We start from the raw sequence: 14,819 nt of genomic DNA, 5'->3' as shown, positions 1-14,819 counted from the left end.
ATAAGGGTATGTCACTAGATCTCTTTCTGATTTCCCATGTAACTCTGTAAAACACTAGGAATTCTTATGTGTCCATCTTTAGTTTGAAAATTTTCCATTATTGATACCAAAATTCTGGTTGTTGCTATCAGAGTACTGTTAAGGGTGTGTACATACTGGGTGTCTTCATTTGTTTTATCTCTGAATCTTATCTTTAATCTCCTTGCTTGGTATTCTAAGCAGTTTGAACATGAAACAATTTCTCTATAGGCATTTTGTCCTGCCATCCAAGCCTCAATATCATATGTTTTGGCTGATACTTTTCCCATGTCTCCCGTTGATAATAGCATCACACGATGTGGGATTTCCAAGTTTTGGTAAAACTCTTCAGCAACTGATAACATTCTTTCATGTTCTTTCCAAGAGTCTTCTGGTCTTGAAAATACAAATTGTTCAATTTTATCAAATTGATGGACTCTGAAAATTCCTTTTTGATCTCTTCCATGTGCACCTGCTTCTTTTCTAAAACATGGACTAACACCTGCATATCTCAAAGGCAAATCTTTTCCTTCTATGATTTCTTTTGATCTCATTGCTGCCATGGCATGCTCAGATGTTCCAATCATGTATAGATCTTCATCTTCAACTTTGTAGATTACTTCTTCAAAGTCATCTGCAATAACTGCGCCTTCCATAGATTCTCTGTTAATCATATAGGGAGGCTGAACAAGAGAATATTCTTTTTTTGCTAGAAAATCTAATCCATAGTGAATTAATGATTGATTTAATCTTACAAGATCATTTTTCAAATAATAGAATCTGGCTCCTGCTACTTTGGCGGCCCTTTCAAGATCAACTAAATCCAAATTTTCTGAAATGTCTATATGATCATTAATTTTGAAATCAAATTCTGGGATTTTCCCCCATTTTCTTATTTCTTTATTTGATGTTTCATCTGTCCCAATAGGAACTGATTCATGAACTAGATTTGGAATAGTTAGTGCCAATCTAGAATATTTCTTTTCAATATCTGATTGCTCTGATTCTAATTTTGCAAGTTCTTCTGAAACATTTTTCATTTCTGATAAAATTGACGATGCATCTTCTCCTGCCTTTTTTCTTTGAGCAATTTCTAATGCTACTTGATTTTTCTTTTTTCGTAACTCATCAGTCTTGATGATGAATTCGCGTCTTTTTTGATCCGATTCAATTAATCCATCCACATCAAATTCTACAGATCTAGATTTTAGCATGTCTCGAATGATTTGAGGTTTTTCTTTGACTAGTTTTGGGTCTAACATCACTCAATCACCTTTAGAGCAACCTGGATATGTTCCATCACTTCATCAACTGTCCCTATTAGCTGTTTCATATTCTTTTTACTTTCAAAATTAAAAACTAGACTGTTATCAATATTTTCAATATAAAGACTCAATCCTTCTGGAAAATCTACATTGTCTGGTTCTAAGGCCTTTTTGACAGTTTCAGCTTTTTCTTTTGAAATGTTATTGAGAATTACTTGAACTTGACACGTTAACGACATTTACTTCTAAGTAGTTAAGAAATTCATCCAATTTGTCTTTAGTTATTTTTGCTCCAGCAGCTGCATTGTGGCCTCCTCCAATACCATCAAATTTCTCAGCCCCTGTTCTCATTATTTCACTAAGATTGATGTCTGATGTACATCCAAATGATTTTCTTGATGAGAATTTGATTGTGTTTTCTTCAGCCTTTGTTCTCAAGATTATGATTTTTCCTGAGTTTTTAGGCGAACCTGCTATCAATGATGAGATGGTTCCTGTCATTGTTTCTGGAACAATATCTTCACCATTTACCATTATGCATGTTTCACTTTCCGAAATTCTCCATCTTTCATTGGATAAAATATTCATGTATTCCCTAATCATTTTTCTATAATCTGTTAGAATCATCTCAGCTTCTCTTAGGATCTTATTTCTGTCTCCCATACAAACTGCGATTCCAACACCTGAACGGTTAATCCTTCCACATGAATTGAGCATTGTTGAAAATTCTCTTCCGTCACGTAAGAAACTCCTGTTGTCTTCTCTTGGAAATGTATAGGTATACCCAATCAATTCTGACATTATTTCTGTTGTATTTTTACCTGAAGCAAATTTTGTAATTGCCTCAATCACTTGCCTTTTTTCTTCTTCATTTAGTTCGGCTGGAACTCTCCATCTTCCCTCGTCTTTGAGTTTAACTCCTGATGAATGGAGGATTGATAGACATGCATCTCTATTCCATGTCAAACCTTCGATAAATGGCTGGGACGTAAATGCCAAAGCATCTGCAAGTGGTCTTGTTTCCCTTCCCACCAACAATAAATCTAAATCAATATCCACCAAGCCTTGCTCTTTGGCAATATTTGCAATCTCAAAATTTTTACCTGTAAATGACTTTCTTTCTCCTTGGTCTTGTCTATCGCCCAAAGCTGAAACAACTGCAATTGCAGATAGATCTGAGTTTCTTTCATCTAGTGCGGCTGAGGCCAAATATGCCATTCCGCCTGCACAGATATCTACTCCTCCATCAATTCCATATTTCCATGAATTGATCACATTTTGATTATCCAATTCATTTTCTGATATTTGATGGTGATCTAAAACAATCCAATTATCTCCTAATGTTTTATCTAATTCATTTGCAAAACCTCCTCCAAGATCCGTCACAACATGAAAATCTCTGGAATCTGTTTTGAAAGATTCTACTATGTTTTTGCTAAATTCTTTTGATGTTCTAACTGTGCAGTTTGCTCCTGCTCTGATTAGTGCTTTAGTAATTATGCTCCCTGATGTTAATCCATCACAATCTATGTGAGTTGTAACAGAAATTGATTTTTTTGATTTTATACAATCTAAAATTTTATCTTTGAAATAAGAAAGTGATTCATCTAGTGATTTTGCCATTACTCTAACTGAGCAACCACGGATTTATACTTCCATGTTTTTGAAATTCTTCCAATTCTTTTGTAATAGACTGATAGTCTGTGAACCTTGGCTTCAATTAATTCCAAAGATCTGACATTTCTATTATCCCCTTTGTTTGCTTTAAGGTGCTTTTGAAGACCTACTGCTTTTTTAACAATGTTCTCAAGGTCTTCTGGCATTTCTGCTTTCAAATCATTTTCCTCTAAAATCTGTCCCATGCTTTTTTTGGTAATTGGTTTGATCAAAGGAATGGAATGTTGATCTCTTAATTTAATTCCAATTTGACTAGGGGTCAAACCGTCTTTTGTATATTTAATTACTAACTCTTCAATTTCTGCAGGACTCTGAGTTATCCAAGAAGGTGCACGAAGTGTAGCAGGTCTAATTGAATGTGATTTTCCATGTCTGTGTGTATGCATTCGTCCCATGATTTGGCTCATTATAGAACAGAATTAAACGTTACTTATACTGATCTCGTACATTGAACCGGAATTTGGGGTTCAGAATAAAAGTTAAATAAGTCTCTGGCGCCAAAACGAGCAGGTAAACGGTATGAATACAAAAATACTATTAGCAGCATCCTTAATCGCTGTCTTCACAATCGGAATGTATGCAGAAAATGCAGTTGCATTCGCCCAATACATGGGTAACGTCGGTAGTGAAGGACAAACCGGATCATACACATTAGAAGAAGCACTTGAGATTCAAGCAAGAAGAGTCGCATCTGCTGAAGCAAATCCAGCAGCTGGCTCAGGAACTCCATATCTTGATGCAAGTGGTGTAGTTGGTGCATCTGTTATTGCAGCAGCAGTATTCGGTGGTATTGCAGGAGCATTCTTCATTAAAGGAAGATCTGGCAAATACGCAGCAATGGGAAGAGGATAAACAAACCTCACTTTTCTCTTATTTTATTATCTATTCCTAGTGTAAACTGAGTTTCTTTTTTCTACTCTTGATGAATACTGATCTCGTACTTTCTGATAATAAAAGAAATGTATATATCGCACAAATAGAGCCAAATTATTATGATTCCTATCGTAGGTACTTTCCTTAGCATCCTGTCTACAATTACAGGACAACTAGGACCAAACTACGACCCATTATTCTACGATGTAATGATTTACATCTTCGGAACCATTATGTTCACAATATTCCTTCTAGGAATTATCTCATTCTGGTTACGTGTACACGGCTGGGCTTACAAAGACAACCGTGAGAGATGGGTTGATGAATTAGACAGACACTTTGAAAGAGAAGGTATCGGTCTTATTCCAGACAACGGCAAATACTGGTAAACTTACCACCTTTCATCTTTTCATTATTTTTAATTTCTTTTAGTGAAAACTGTATTGAATCTTAAAATTTAAAAATTTGATTTTTTGACAAAGTCTACAACATCTAATTTTCTAGTTCTGGTAGGAAATCTTTGTCTTTTGATGAGTCATAATCTTTTGTGGTAAATACCCCCTTGTAGTGATATCCATCTTGCAATGGGGTATTGATGAACTGGCTAGATTCTTTATCATTGACATAAAATGTCGATTTGTCCTGATCCATGTCTCTTAGAGGAAAATCCCACATCCACAAAAAGTGACCAATTTCCCATGAGTATTCTTCTTCCCATTCCACATAGATGGTTCCATCATCAGTTAGCGTATACATGGTTCTTTTACATTCTCCCTCATTTAGTCCTGCATTGATGTTGGCAGGAATAGGTGTTTGAAGACCGTCAATAATCAACTCTAAAGTGACCTTCATTTTGTAAGGTGTTTCTCTATCATTGATACAGACTTTGAGAGGATCGTTTTGACTAAACTGACCTTGAAGTACTGAACTGGTAACCCCTACTGATATTGCTATAACTGCTGTAATGGCTAGAAATTTGAGAGTTTTATTTCTCTTGTATGGATCCCCCATTCCAGGATATTTCATCGTGTGATGATTTTAATCAGATTCCTTAAAGTCCTTTCCTTTATTCATACATGATTTCAATTGTATCGCATTGGTCTTGATGATCTGCAAGAAAATATGTTATCTCGTCAGAGTCAATTTCAAGCCATTCTGATTCTCCCTTGTATGGAAGATAATCTTCAACAAACAAGTCTTCTTTTCCTGAAACCCTGACAACAATTTTTTGATTTTGTGGTTTTATCTCAAAAGGTAATTTTAGAACTTTTCCTCTTCTTTGATTTTGTATGTTTACTTTGTATTTATCAGAACGAAATTCTGTTTCTCCAAAAAAATAACTCTGAAAAATATCCAATTTCGTTATCTTGAAACTAAGCATGTTTTCTCTATTGTTTTCTAGAAGATAAAACTTGGTTTACGTTAGACGTAAAGAGTATCTAGAAAATGAAAAGGAAAAGGTTGGGTTGTTTAGATTACTTGCCAGGGTCGTGTTGCAAACGTAATGACATATCCTACACCGATAATAATTGATTGATATGCGATGTTAGTATATGGGATTGGTTTGATTATTGGATCTCCTTCAACGACTACTGTTTGACCTGGACCAAGTCCTGGACCAACTTGTGCAACGTTGAGTTGGGTGTGTACGTGGTATACACCTGCTTCAAGTGCTTTGGCAGACAATGAGTAATCGACAATTGAGTTACCTGGAATGTCAAAGACGTTTCCTGGTGGATCTCTTGCCAACATCTCCCATCTATTACCTGCGTTGGTTGACTCTGAGAAAATGGATAGCCATCCTCTAAGGTCTCTTTCTACTAAGCTGACTAATGTTCCTTGAAGTGTCAAGGTTTCGCCAGTTTGTAGGGATTGTCTGTTGAAGGTTTCATCCTCAATTCTGATGAAACGACTCTGGAGTTGTGCTTGGACACCGTGTGCATCTGCAGTTGGAAGTACGGATTCAACCCAGTTGAAACCTAAAGTTCCTAGTGCAAGTACTACAGCAAGTCCAAATACGAAAATTCTTTTTTCGACCATAGTTATCCCTAAAATGAGGAGATGAAACACGTCGTTATATGTTTTACCTTAGTAACGAGGATCGACATTATCAACGATGTTAAACATTGATGTATAACAATGAAATCGATAAAAAAATGTTCAAATTTAAATTATTTTGAATGCACTAACATGTAATTTTTCTATAATATTATTTATTTCTTGTAAAAAATTGTATAAAATAACTCTTATTTCAAACTCTTACTTTATATTCCGAATTCACATGATGGTATGCATGGCACAGATGCCCGCATTAATCCCAAAAGAAGTTGAGATCCAGAGACTAAAGAAAGTCTGGCTCATCGTTATTGCTATGGGTTCTACTGCAGCATCAGTCGAAGTTGATAACTTCGTTGATGGTTCTTTGCATCAAACCTCTATCAGAGATAGTGCATTTACACCAGCTCACTGGTGGCTATACTCCCACTTCATCACATTACCACTTGGATGGGGAGCAGCAGCAATCTATGATAGAAAAATCCCAGTTCTTAGAGGCCCAAATAATTCAATGAACACTGGATTGAAGATGACCATTCTTGGTTACCTTGCAACCATGTTTACAATTGGTGTCAATGAGATGTGGCATTTCTGGTTTGTAGAAGAAATCTTTGCAGTTCCAAATCACTGGATGTTTAACATGGGAGTCGTAGTGGCTTTCATGGGTGCATTAGCATACGTAGTTAGAGTATATGCTCGACTCGTAGAACTTGGTGCAGAAACTCCAGGAGAGAACCCATACGTTGCAGAGATGTACAAGATGGCCTTAGAAGGCAAATTGTACAGCAGAGCAATTCCTTAGAAAAAGTGCATTAGCACATTTTTTCTCTTTTATTATTTTTCAATAACGTAGATCGTACTAGGTATGCTCATTTAAGAAAGACTTAAAAGAATCTGAATTAGAATAATTCCAGAATGACTCTTCCAAAAGGATTCGGTTCTGGTGGCGGTGGCGGTTCATCAAGCGCTGACATAGAACGAATGATTGGAAAACGCGTTGAAAACATGACCGGCATGATCACAGTATCATTCTGGGCAGCAATTTTGGCAACTTTTGGTGGTACTGCAGCAGGATATTTCTATTATCCATGGGCATATCCAACAGCAAGTGGTCACTTTGCCTTCATCGTACTAACAATCATTATCGCAATAGGTTACATCTTCTGTGTTAAAGTCATGGAAGAAGGTTCCAACAAAAATAGCAATGGTATAGTTGGCGGCAGTGTTGCCGGTGCAACTGTATTTTGCTTATTCGTATCACTATACGTTGGTTGGTAACTAGAAGGAAACCCCTTCAGCAATTTTCTTTTTCATTTTAATTTTTAAAAAATACTTTAGCTCTTTTTTCGTTTTAATTTATACTCGAAAATGACGATCTCCATCACACTCTAAAATTTTATATACTGACCGTTTCTTCACTTTCTTATGGTCTGGTTAAGACGATGTACACACTACTTATTCATAGTAGTAGTTGCAGTTAACTCAACACTGTTAACAATTAATGCAGGAGACTACATCTTCTACACTGACTGGGCTTGGACTTCGTACACGGTATTCTCAATATCGCAAACGTTGATGCTTATTGTAGGTGCAACATATTACCTAACATTTACAGGCGTTCCAGGCACAGCAACGTACTACGCTCTAATTATGACAGTATACACATGGATAGCTAAAGCCGCATGGTTTTCGCTAGGATACCCATATGACTTCATTGTAACTCCAGTTTGGCTACCATCAGCAATGCTGTTGGACTTAGTATACTGGGCAACAAAGAAGAACAAGCACTCCTTGATACTGTTCGGCGGCGTACTAGTAGGAATGTCATTACCATTGTTCAACATGGTAAACCTGATAACAGTAGCAGACCCACTAGAGACGGCATTCAAATACCCAAGACCAACATTGCCACCATATATGACACCAATCGAACCGCAAGTAGGCAAATTCTATAACAGCCCAGTTGCACTCGGTGCAGGTGCAGGTGCAGTATTGGCATGTACATTTGCAGCCTTAGGTTGTAAATTGAACACTTGGACATACAGATGGATGGCCGCCTGGTCAAAGTGGGACTAAAACTCCAACCTTTTCCTTTTCATTTTATTATTTTCCTCTAGAGTGTTCTCTACAAAAATTTGATTAAAAAATACCACACAGCTTGTGATCTTTTATTGTCTATTTTGACAATATGTAATCTTGTGATTATACTATGTGAAGCAACAATTTAGTCAGATCCTTTCTACTCCAAAACCCTTTGTAAAATGGGCTGGTGGAAAACGCCAATTGATTCCAATATTAAATGAAAATTTGCCTGAAACATTTGGAACCTATTTCGAACCTTTCTTGGGAGGAGGTGCATTACTATTCCATATGTTGACTGAACGACAGAGTCAAAAATGTAGTATTTCTGATCTTAACTCTGATCTTGTTTTGTCATATACTACAATCAGGGATAGAGTCGAAGATCTTATTACATCACTAAAAAATCATGAAAAAAATTATCAAAAAGATTCAAAATCTTACTATTACTCTATTAGAGAAAGTAACCCTAGAAGCCAAATCGAAAAAACATCTCGATTGATATTTTTGAATAGGACTTGTTTCAATGGGTTATATCGAGTAAATAGTAAGGGGAAATTCAATGTTCCATTGGGCAAATACTCTAATCCTAATATCGTAAATGAAGATAATCTTCGTTCAGTAAGCCATATTTTACAATCAAGCAAAGTGTCTATCAATTGTAGGGATTTTGAAGCAGTTCTTCGAGATGCGAAAAAAGATGATCTTGTGTACTTTGATCCGCCATACCAACCAGTTAGTGACACTGCTAATTTTACAAGTTACACTAACAAGGATTTCACACATGATGATCTTAGTAGATTGGCAGAACTCTGTATGGATTTGGATTCCAAAGGCTGCAGGGTCTTATTATCAAATTCTAATTCTAAAGAAGTTGCAGATATGTTCTCTGCAAAACCTTGGAAAGTTAATAAGATTCAGGCCAACCGTTCAATCAATTCCAATTCTAAAAAGAGAACTGGTCACCATGAATTATTGATTAGAAATTATTAGGAGCTTCGAACGGGATCTGAACCCGTGACCTTTACATTACCAATGTAACGCTCTACCAGACTGAGCTACCGAAGCACAAATTCACCCTGTAGAAAATCCTTATAATTCTTCATTTTGAGCGAATAAGCTCTAAACTGTTAAATTTCACTCAGATTTTTATCCTTTTGGAGGAGTAATCAAGCCTGGCCAAAGTAAGCACTTTGTGCTTTTGGACATGCAGGACTTAAGATCAAATAATGGGTGATCCTGTCTCTCAGGAGTTCGTGGGTTCAAATCCCACCTCCTCCACCTTATCTTGGATTTTTGATTCCTCTAGAATTTAGAACTTCATATACGTCTGGTAATGAAAATACAAAACCAACATGTACGCAATCTTTTTCATCACACAACTGACAAAACAGTTCGCCTTTTTGAATTGCAACTTCTGCAATTCTATTTTTGATATTATCTTTTAACACAACACGATCATCGTCGATTGAAATTTTTTCAATCTTTGGAGCATATCTTGCAAAGGTCTTATCCTTTTGCATCATCTCTTCTAACATGTAAGTAACATAACCTGCAAAACTGTTGACACCCTTCATTGTTAGGTCGTCTTTACTCTTTTGATAAACTTCATGGAATTTATCATAAACAGTTTCCGAAACAGTGATTGATTTGAATCCAGCTTTTGGCAATTTACTTTTCCTTACCGTACTATACAGTACCCAAGTATATAATGTTTTATTCTAAAATAGTGCCTTTCTAGAAAATCAAAATTAGTCTTTATAGAATACCATAGTCCAAGACCACTATGGGTAAAGGATATTCTACTGAAGAGATTAGACAAAAACTAATTTCGATTTTGGATGATGATGTTTCTGGAATGTCTGGAATTGAAATTTCTGAAAAAATTGGTATCAACAGAATTACGATGTCAAAATATCTCAAGGTTTTTGCAGCAGAAGGATTACTTCGACAAAAAAATATCGGAAATGTCACTTTGTGGTTTTTAGAACCAGGACAAGAATCATTTAGTTTTCCTGATGATTATTTCAAAGTAGCTCCCAAGTATATTGAATATTTGGTAAAGGGAACTGAAGACCAAGTATATTCATTAATTCGTAATTGTTTGCATTCTGGAGGAACTGTAAATCGTTTGGTGCTTGAAGTAATTTTTCCTTCGATTGAACATGTGACAAAATTATATGATGATGGAAAGATTGGAACTTCCGAACAAAATCTTTTGATTAACACTATATCAAAATCACTACAGATTTTTAATCAAATTCAAGTTGTCTCTGATCCAAAGAAAAATTTGATTGTTATGGCATCTGATGCCCAAAGCAGATTGAGTTCTGAAGCAGCATCTGCAGTTTATCACTCTGATGGTTGGAAGGTTTCTCATTTGGGGGATATGTCTTCATCAATCAACGTGTTGTTTGATCTTGATTTTCAAAAATTGATAGGAAAAATATGGAAACAAAAATCTGGTATTTTGATCATTGTAGTATTTTCCAAAACTGATGAAGGCTTGAACTTTTTCGCAGATTCCATAAACCCAATAATTGAAAAATCTGGAAAAAATATGAAATTGGCCCTTTGTGGCAAAGTATCTAAAAAATCTAAAATTCATGCTGATTTGATATCTGAAAAAATTGAAGATATTTTACAATGGTCTCAAACTATATCTCAAAATCTAAAATAATGAAAAATGGGCCCGATGTGATTCGAACACATGACCTTTCGATTATCAGTCGAACGCTCCAGCCAAGCTGAGCTACGAGCCCACGAACAAATCTCTAGGCAAGACTCATTTAAGTTTAATTTTCTTTCCATTTGATTGAGCACCCAATTGATGGGTCAAAATCTTTTTCAATTTTTTCTCCAGACAATAATTTCTCCATGTTGACAATCATTGTCTTTTCTGTTGCCTTGTCGTCTGGCTTCATGGCATTGTCTATTTTTCCATGAAACACCAACTCTTTTTGTGCATTGAATAAGAAAGGATCTGGTGTACACATTGCACCATATTTCTTTGCAATCTCTTGTGTTTCATCTACCAAATAATCAAATTGAAATCCTTTCTCTTTGGCCGTTTGCTTCATGGCGTCAAAACTGTCTTCTGGATAATCAGTAGAATCGTTACTGTTGATTCCTATAATTGCAATATCTTTACCACATTTTTCATACAGTTCGTTTAGTGCGTCTACTTTTGCTTTAACATATGGGCAATGATTACACATGAAAATTACTAAAATCCCCCTGTAATCATTATAATCACTCAACGAATGTTTTTTATCATCAATTCCCATTAATTCAAAATCTGGTGCAATATCTCCAGTTTTTAGTTTGATTTGTGATTCTAAAAGTACCATATTAAATCGATCGTGTTTTCAAATAAAATTCTTGCCAAGAAGACAACAATTAAAATCCACACTTTATTCATTCTTCATGTGGGCCGGTAGTATAGCCTGGTAGTATACCCGCCTTGCACGCGGGGGGTCACGGATTCAAATTCCGTCCGGTCCACTTTTCAATCTCTCCGATCTATGCTGGAATTCAGACTCCTGGATGGATTTAAATAGGATAAGTTTTCGTTTTTCTATATGGCATCAGCAGCAGACGCATGGCCGGTATTCATACCACTCATTGTTGGTTTAACTCCAGGTTTAATTTACTGGTTAGCAATTACCGCAAAGAGAAAATAAAAATTACATCAATTTTTAATTTATTTTTATTCTTTTTAGTGTAAACTGGGTTTAACGTTGTTACCTTTCTTGTTCACTATTTGATATGTTACCTGAAATTAATCTCATTTCTTAAAGAAAATTATGATGAAGGTAATTCTATGCACATTTCTAATTCTACTTTTGGTTCCTTTCTCACAAGCATTTTCTGCAGAAGTTACTGACACTCCTTCTACTCTAAACATATTACTGAGTAAATCTCCATTTGTGTATCAAGATGATGAAGGATATACTGTTGTAGTTGGACTGGCTGAAAATAACAATTCCTTAACTCCTGTAACCAATGTCAAAATACAAGTAAAATTTTATGATGACTATGACACAACTCCTTTAGAGATTGTACAAGGAAATACGACATTAGAAGTAATTGCTCCTAATGGAAAATCTCCTTATTCTATACGTTCACAAACTCCAAATCCCAACATAACTCAGGCATCTGTTTCTCTTTTAGGATTTGATTCTTCAGTACCAAAACAAAAGGGATTATCCGTTTACTCGACCGATGTTTTTTTGGACACTTCGTTTAGATTTTCAGGCATACTCGAAAATGGGGGTGCTCCAAATTCTGAGACTAATGTCTATCTTGCATTTTATGATGGATTTGAACCTCCCAGATTTCTTGGAGTGTATACAATTGAACTCGGTGATGTGAATCCCAATACTGATGTTCCCTTTGAATTTAATGAAAAAATTGATTCAAGAGCTGTAGGATTTTTCTTGTTTGCAGAATCCAATATTTTTATTTCTGACTTTGTTGATATCAAAATTCCAAAATCACAAATTCCTACTAAGCTAGTAACTATCTCTGATGTATATGTGGAAGATTCTAATGGAAATAAATTATCCGAACTCACTGTTGGTTCTCCAGCTTATATCAAAAGTGAAACATTGATTCAATTTGCATCAGATCAAGAGTCGGCTGAAACGGCATATACCTATTATGTTCAAGTAAAAGAATCAGGTACCTCTCCTGTTGTTGAATATGTTGGAAAATTTGATGGTCGATTTATCGGAACTGGACAAGAAACTCAAACTATAGATTGGATTCCGGAAAAAACTGGATTGTATTATATTGAAACTTTTGTATGGGATAGAAACAACGTCCCAATAGCTGATCAAGGTCCAATTGCTCTCATAATTGTGAACTAGAAATTTTTCTTTAATCTCAAGATCCCCCATCCTTTAAATGAAGAAAGAAATATGCATTGTTGATTATGATATCTAAGAATTTCTTCATCATTTCTATCATTTCATTAATTGTTGTATCCTCTTCTGGACAGATGGCTTTAGGATATGGTGGTGCTCCAGTACAAACCAGTTCTAATAATTATACTGTAGATATTAAATCTGATAATGAAACCTATTCTCTTGGAGATTCTGCTATCTTTTCTGGTAATGTAAACAAGTATGATGTAGAAAGAAATCTACGAATTTCCATTTTTAGTGGAAGTAATTTGGTTGTCACTCAAAAAGTTCCAGTAGATATTGATGGTACATTTTCTCATGAGATTCTATTAAATGAAAAATTCAGTGATGGAAAATTCACCGTCAAGGCACAATATGGAAATACAAAAACAACAATTGCAATAATTTCATTTACTGTAAATTCTGATGATACTGCATCTCAAAATAACAAAATCCCTGATTGGATTAAGAATAATGCAGGATGGTGGGCAGATGGTCAAATCGATGATAACTCATTTGTCGAAGGCATTCAATTCTTAATCAAAGAAAATTTTATGAATATCCCATTAACTGAACAAGGAGCATCTGCTCAAAATAACAAAATCCCTGATTGGATTAAGAATAATGCAGGATGGTGGGCAGATGGTCAAATCGATGATAACTCATTTGTCGAAGGCATTCAATTCTTAATCAAAGAAGGCTTCATGAAGTTATAATAATAAAGCAATTTTTTGAATTATTTCACCTTAAAACATATGAATAAAGTAGATTTATTTTCAAAGAAGTTCATAGATTTGCATGTCTAAATTTTCTTTGATTGCTATGGGAGGTACATTTGATATTATTCACAAGGGACATTTAACATTGCTTTCAAATGCATTTGAAATTTCTGATAAAGTAATCATTGGATTAACTAGTGATGAATTTGCTATAAAAAAAGGAAAAACTACAATCAACAAATATGAAAAAAGACTAGAAAATTTAACTAAAATTATTTCAAAAGAATTTCCAAATTCCTCTTTTCAAATAAGTAAACTAGATAATGATTTTGGACCTGCAGTTTTAAAAAAAGAAGTTGAAGCATTAGTTGTTAGTGATGAAACAAGTAATCAAGGAAATATGCTCAACAAATTAAGAGAAGAACGAAATCTTCCTCCTGTCAAAGTAATCATAATTCCTATGTTTTTGGCAAAAGATGGTACTAGAATATCTACTACAAGAATCAAAAATTCAGAAATTGATGCTGATGGTAACTTGCTATCAATTGACAAGTAGCTTATCGATCTTTGAGTAATTGGAATAAAACAAAATTAACAGATTGAGCCTCATGGCAATCATTAATCATATGATGAAAAAAATTGATACTGATGTAGCTAATCTTAAACAAGGTCTACATCCTCAAAATCTTTCATATTGGTATGATAAAGTTATTCGAGAGACCATTGAAATGGCTCCACCATGGCTACAAGATAAAATCAAAGTTCACCAAGATCCTGTCTTGACTATGAAATTCAATTTAGATATCTCAAAACGAGCTGTACGATATTTTATGATTGCAGTTGACAATAACTTGGATGATATGCCTTATTCGACAAAACTCTATTTTCTAAAAGTACAAGAAATAATGTCCACTGAAATGGATAAATCTTTGGTTTGATGTGGTTTTTTTCTTTTAGGCACAAATTAAAGCTCTAAGTATCTATAACCAATTGATCTCCAATTCTCTATCAATGGAATTATACAAATCAAAATATTCTGATGGAAAAACCGATGGAAGAAATTCAAGACGAGAAAATAAAACATCACGTTCTTTTAGAAATTCCAGAGATGATAGAGGCTCACGATATTCCAGAGATGATAGAGGCTCACGAAATGACAGTAGAGATGAATCTACAACTGTAACTTGTTCTGATTGTGGTACTGAATGTACAGTTCCATTTGTTCC

The 14,819-nt window shown here is 35.0% G+C and carries 19 protein-coding genes, 4 tRNA genes and 2 pseudogenes; 14 read left to right on the top strand and 11 right to left on the bottom strand.

The features are described from left to right. Positions 1-14 precede the first annotated feature (14 nt). Genes serS through ACW9XA_RS09190 form a run of 4 tightly spaced genes read right to left on the bottom strand, consistent with a single transcriptional unit; the run spans position 15 to position 3,355 of the window. A complete protein-coding gene (serS, locus tag ACW9XA_RS09205) occupies positions 15-1,280 on the bottom strand; it encodes a serine--tRNA ligase (RefSeq protein ID WP_457764029.1) in 1,266 nt (421 codons plus the stop codon). Then, complete coding sequence (locus ACW9XA_RS09200; protein WP_457764028.1) at positions 1,280-1,522, bottom strand: KEOPS complex subunit Pcc1; 243 nt, start codon at positions 1,520-1,522, stop codon at positions 1,280-1,282. The genes serS and ACW9XA_RS09200 overlap by 1 nt, the downstream gene beginning before the upstream one ends. Beyond that, positions 1,485-2,906, bottom strand: coding sequence for a DHHA1 domain-containing protein (locus tag ACW9XA_RS09195; RefSeq protein ID WP_457764027.1), 1,422 nt, complete (start codon positions 2,904-2,906; stop codon positions 1,485-1,487). Before ACW9XA_RS09195 ends, ACW9XA_RS09200 begins: the two co-directional genes overlap by 38 nt. Next, positions 2,906-3,355, bottom strand: coding sequence for a 30S ribosomal protein S15 (locus ACW9XA_RS09190; RefSeq protein ID WP_300325590.1), 450 nt, complete (start codon positions 3,353-3,355; stop codon positions 2,906-2,908). Before ACW9XA_RS09190 ends, ACW9XA_RS09195 begins: the two co-directional genes overlap by 1 nt. A 124-nt stretch (positions 3,356-3,479) precedes the next feature. Here ACW9XA_RS09190 and ACW9XA_RS09185 point away from each other — a divergent pair, with 124 nt between their 5' ends. Together ACW9XA_RS09185 and ACW9XA_RS09180 are read left to right on the top strand one after the other, a co-directional pair. Further along, positions 3,480-3,812 carry a hypothetical protein gene (locus ACW9XA_RS09185; RefSeq protein ID WP_457764026.1) on the top strand — a complete coding sequence of 111 codons (333 nt, stop codon included), beginning with the start codon at positions 3,480-3,482 and terminating at the stop codon, positions 3,810-3,812. A 140-nt stretch (positions 3,813-3,952) separates the two neighbouring features. Then, positions 3,953-4,222, top strand: coding sequence for a hypothetical protein (locus ACW9XA_RS09180; RefSeq protein WP_300325593.1), 270 nt, complete (start codon positions 3,953-3,955; stop codon positions 4,220-4,222). A 103-nt stretch (positions 4,223-4,325) separates the two neighbouring features. On the opposite strand, the gene ACW9XA_RS09175 is transcribed toward ACW9XA_RS09180, so the two are convergent. The 3 genes from ACW9XA_RS09175 to ACW9XA_RS09165 form a co-directional block, all read right to left on the bottom strand. Beyond that, positions 4,326-4,859, bottom strand: a complete 534-nt coding sequence (locus tag ACW9XA_RS09175; RefSeq protein ID WP_457764025.1) for a hypothetical protein — start codon at positions 4,857-4,859, stop codon at positions 4,326-4,328. Between the two features lie 40 nt (positions 4,860-4,899). Beyond that, positions 4,900-5,214 carry a hypothetical protein gene (locus ACW9XA_RS09170; RefSeq protein ID WP_457764024.1) on the bottom strand — a complete coding sequence of 105 codons (315 nt, stop codon included), beginning with the start codon at positions 5,212-5,214 and terminating at the stop codon, positions 4,900-4,902. A gap of 89 nt (positions 5,215-5,303) precedes the next feature. Continuing rightward, entirely contained in the window at positions 5,304-5,873 is a 570-nt protein-coding gene (locus tag ACW9XA_RS09165; RefSeq protein WP_457764023.1) for a methane monooxygenase/ammonia monooxygenase subunit B, read from the bottom strand. A 253-nt stretch (positions 5,874-6,126) separates the two neighbouring features. On the opposite strand from ACW9XA_RS09165, the gene ACW9XA_RS09160 reads away from it, so the two are divergent. From ACW9XA_RS09160 to ACW9XA_RS09145, 4 genes are all read left to right on the top strand, one after another. Further along, entirely contained in the window at positions 6,127-6,690 is a 564-nt protein-coding gene (locus tag ACW9XA_RS09160) for a methane monooxygenase/ammonia monooxygenase subunit C (protein WP_014965814.1), read from the top strand. Between the two features lie 113 nt (positions 6,691-6,803). Continuing rightward, positions 6,804-7,166 carry a hypothetical protein gene (locus tag ACW9XA_RS09155; protein ID WP_457764022.1) on the top strand — a complete coding sequence of 121 codons (363 nt, stop codon included), beginning with the start codon at positions 6,804-6,806 and terminating at the stop codon, positions 7,164-7,166. 147 nt (positions 7,167-7,313) lie between these two features. Beyond that, entirely contained in the window at positions 7,314-7,964 is a 651-nt protein-coding gene (locus ACW9XA_RS09150) for an ammonia monooxygenase (RefSeq protein WP_457764021.1), read from the top strand. A 135-nt stretch (positions 7,965-8,099) separates the two neighbouring features. After that, positions 8,100-8,960: a DNA adenine methylase gene (locus tag ACW9XA_RS09145; RefSeq protein WP_457764020.1), complete on the top strand. Its 861-nt coding sequence runs from the start codon at positions 8,100-8,102 to the stop codon at positions 8,958-8,960. A 1-nt stretch (position 8,961) separates the two neighbouring features. Here the strand turns inward: ACW9XA_RS09145 and ACW9XA_RS09140 are convergent. Then, positions 8,962-9,035: transfer RNA gene (locus tag ACW9XA_RS09140), tRNA-Thr, on the bottom strand. 91 nt (positions 9,036-9,126) lie between these two features. Here ACW9XA_RS09140 and ACW9XA_RS09135 point away from each other — a divergent pair. Further along, positions 9,127-9,248 (top strand) — tRNA-Leu (locus ACW9XA_RS09135). A gap of 2 nt (positions 9,249-9,250) precedes the next feature. On the opposite strand, the gene ACW9XA_RS09130 is transcribed toward ACW9XA_RS09135, so the two are convergent. After that, a complete protein-coding gene (locus tag ACW9XA_RS09130; RefSeq protein ID WP_014965810.1) occupies positions 9,251-9,637 on the bottom strand; it encodes a hypothetical protein in 387 nt (128 codons plus the stop codon). 116 nt (positions 9,638-9,753) lie between these two features. On the opposite strand from ACW9XA_RS09130, the gene ACW9XA_RS09125 reads away from it, so the two are divergent. After that, the gene (locus tag ACW9XA_RS09125; protein ID WP_457764019.1) at positions 9,754-10,647 is read left to right on the top strand and encodes an ArsR family transcriptional regulator; all 894 of its coding nucleotides are present in this window, start codon (positions 9,754-9,756) and stop codon (positions 10,645-10,647) included. A gap of 7 nt (positions 10,648-10,654) precedes the next feature. Here ACW9XA_RS09125 and ACW9XA_RS09120 read toward each other — a convergent pair. Continuing rightward, positions 10,655-10,729, bottom strand: a tRNA-Ile gene (locus ACW9XA_RS09120). 33 nt (positions 10,730-10,762) lie between these two features. Beyond that, positions 10,763-11,317: a thioredoxin family protein gene (locus ACW9XA_RS09115; protein WP_457764018.1), complete on the bottom strand. Its 555-nt coding sequence runs from the start codon at positions 11,315-11,317 to the stop codon at positions 10,763-10,765. Positions 11,318-11,397: 80 nt separating this feature from the next. Here ACW9XA_RS09115 and ACW9XA_RS09110 point away from each other — a divergent pair. The 6 genes and pseudogenes from ACW9XA_RS09110 to ACW9XA_RS09085 all read left to right on the top strand — a co-directional run. Next, positions 11,398-11,471, top strand: a tRNA-Ala gene (locus ACW9XA_RS09110). Positions 11,472-11,773: 302 nt separating this feature from the next. Beyond that, on the top strand, positions 11,774-12,838 hold the full coding sequence (locus ACW9XA_RS09105; RefSeq protein WP_457764017.1) for a hypothetical protein: 1,065 nt from the start codon (positions 11,774-11,776) through the stop codon (positions 12,836-12,838). A 488-nt stretch (positions 12,839-13,326) separates the two neighbouring features. Further along, positions 13,327-13,590, top strand: a pseudogene (locus tag ACW9XA_RS09100) (hypothetical protein); the annotation flags it as partial. A gap of 82 nt (positions 13,591-13,672) precedes the next feature. Next, a complete protein-coding gene (locus ACW9XA_RS09095; RefSeq protein ID WP_457764016.1) occupies positions 13,673-14,149 on the top strand; it encodes a phosphopantetheine adenylyltransferase in 477 nt (158 codons plus the stop codon). A 52-nt stretch (positions 14,150-14,201) separates the two neighbouring features. Beyond that, positions 14,202-14,531 carry a hypothetical protein gene (locus ACW9XA_RS09090; RefSeq protein ID WP_457764015.1) on the top strand — a complete coding sequence of 110 codons (330 nt, stop codon included), beginning with the start codon at positions 14,202-14,204 and terminating at the stop codon, positions 14,529-14,531. 52 nt (positions 14,532-14,583) lie between these two features. Further along, a pseudogene (locus ACW9XA_RS09085) lies at positions 14,584-14,819 on the top strand (hypothetical protein); the annotation flags it as partial.

It is taken from the genome of Candidatus Nitrosopumilus sp. bin_6a, from assembly GCF_054095695.1.
This window is presented reverse-complemented; position numbering and strand designations above follow the sequence as displayed.